The 1,371-nt window shown below is 37.1% G+C and carries 2 protein-coding genes; one reads left to right on the top strand and one right to left on the bottom strand.

The features are described from left to right. Window positions 1–803, top strand: an 803-nt coding sequence (locus R7Q47_RS24665; protein ID WP_025519968.1) for a LysR family transcriptional regulator, incomplete at its 5' end; no start/stop codon positions are given. A gap of 52 nt (window positions 804–855) precedes the next feature. Here R7Q47_RS24665 and R7Q47_RS24660 read toward each other — a convergent pair. Next, a complete protein-coding gene (locus R7Q47_RS24660; RefSeq protein WP_318089886.1) occupies window positions 856–1,299 on the bottom strand; it encodes a prepilin peptidase in 444 nt (147 codons plus the stop codon). Window positions 1,300–1,371: the final 72 nt, after the last annotated feature.

Below are 1,371 nucleotides of genomic sequence, written 5' to 3'. Positions count from 1 at the left end.
AACCAGCCGTTTCACAACATATTAAAAAACTTGAATGTACTATAGGGGCTGAAGTCTTCGATCGAAAAGATGGATTCAATCTGACTAAACATGGCCAAATATTGCTTAGTTATACAGACAGAACAATGTCTTTATATGACCAATTATTTGACGAATTGGCTCAAGTAGATATGTTTGATCGGTACTCTATTGCGATATCTGATTCATTTGCCCCTGAATTGGTCGCGAAGGTAATTAGCTCTTTTAGAGTGTATAACGACGTCGAGTTGGCTATTACAAGTTATAGCGACATGAATTGTGTTGATAAAGATAACCACGATTTAGTCTTCGCTATTGGTGACACCACTTCCGTGGAAGGTCGCGTTTTCCCCCTAAATAGAGAGCAATACATTTTAGCTTGCGACTGTGCCGTCAAACCTGAGGAGTGCTACCCTGAGCGAATCGTCTTTTGTAATACTTTGACTAGGCGAGATGCTGAGGTATTGCTTGATTCTTCTGGGGTGGATATTTCTAAGGTAAAACATTGGCTTACCACTTCTTCCTCTCGATTGATGATCAATGAACTGCAAGCGGCAAATACTTTTGTTATCTGTCCAAGTTGGACATTAGGTGATTACAAGTGTAGCCAATATCCGCTATCCAAGTATATCGAGATGTACGTATGGTGTAATGATTCTGCTGCGAAGAAAATTGACCAAGAACGTTTGAGAAGTTTGATTACCGAAACATTCCGACTTACTTCTAAAGGCGTGGTTGGTAGGCCACCTACGGGTCGCTTACTAACCAGTTGTGAAGTGATGTAGAAAAACGCCATGCCTATTGAATAAATAGACATGGCGTTTGTTTTAATAATGATTAAATTAATGACATGTAGAAGAAAAAGAGCCCACTTATACCAATTGGTATTGTGTAAGGGATACCATTCTCAAAAGGTGTTTTTTTTCGATAAACAGACATTAACCACATAACCAATATTTGAATCCCACCCAGTAATCCTATCGTTACTATTGCCGCTAACATATATTCATCGTTCACTCCTAAGAAAAGTGCGCCAATGAGTTTTACATCCCCTCCGCCTACAATGTTTATCAACCAAAGTATAAAAAAACAAATAAAAACAGAGGAACTCACTGCAAGCTGGGTTAGTGGTTCTGGAGTAAAGAACAAACTAAGTAGAGAAGTAATAAAGATAATAAGAAGAAATCGATGTTTAACAATTCTATAACGAATGTCATCATAAAATATGAGCAAGACGTTGATCAGGCAAGTTAGCCACAAAGCAAAATTTATATAATTCATTTTCCCATTTTAAATGTGTTACTTCTAAATTCAAATCTTTTTGGATAATAAAAGATTATGTAATGGATTTCA

This window comes from Vibrio sp. Vb0349 (assembly GCF_033338975.1).
This window is presented reverse-complemented; position numbering and strand designations above follow the sequence as displayed.

Excerpts from the sequence above, each read along its gene's own strand:
- R7Q47_RS24660 (WP_318089886.1), bottom strand. The coding sequence starts at position 1,299 with ATGAATTATATAAATTTTGCTTTGTGGCTAACTTGCCTGATCAACGTC.